This window comes from Duganella violaceipulchra (assembly GCF_019166075.1).
Lineage (GTDB): Bacteria > Pseudomonadota > Gammaproteobacteria > Burkholderiales > Burkholderiaceae_D > Rugamonas > Rugamonas violaceipulchra.
Genome location: NZ_JAHTGR010000105.1, coordinates 1 through 560 on the forward strand (window position 1 = coordinate 1; position 560 = coordinate 560).

Genomic DNA, 560 nt, shown 5'->3' on the forward strand with positions numbered 1-560 from the left:
TGATCGCATCGCAGCCGTCGGCGATGCCGTTGGCCGGCACCACCACGTCGCCCGCCCCGGTACCGGCGGCCAGCGCCGCGATGGTCGGCGTGCCGAACAAGGTGCGCACGTCGGTCTGCACGCCGGCACGGCGCATGCGCTCGATCAGCGCCACCGCCAGCAGCGAATGGCCGCCCAGCTCGAAGAAGTTGTCGTGACGTCCCACCTGTTCGCGTTGCAACAGCTCGCCCCAGATCGCCGCCAACAGCAATTCGGTCTCGCCCTGCGGCGCCTCGTAGCCACGCACCGCGTAGGCACCGCCATCAGGCGCCGGCAGCGCCTTGCGATCGAGCTTGCCGTTCGGCGTCTGCGGCAGCGCATCGAGCACCATGAACGCGCTCGGCACCATGTAGTCCGACAGCGTCTGCGCCAGTTCCGTACGCAGCACCGCCATGTCGAGCTGTACGCCATCGCCAGCGACCACGTAAGCGACCAGCCGCTTGTCGCCCGGCTGGTCCTCGCGCGCCAGCACCGCCGCCTCGCGTACGCCGGCGCAGGCCGACAGCCTGGCTTCGATTTCG

The 560-nt window shown here is 70.0% G+C and carries 1 protein-coding gene; it reads right to left on the minus strand.

All coding sequences use genetic code 11. The features are described 5' to 3' along the window. Window positions 1-560: AMP-binding enzyme (locus KVP70_RS33170; RefSeq protein WP_217946700.1), on the minus strand; the 560-nt coding region annotated here is incomplete at both ends.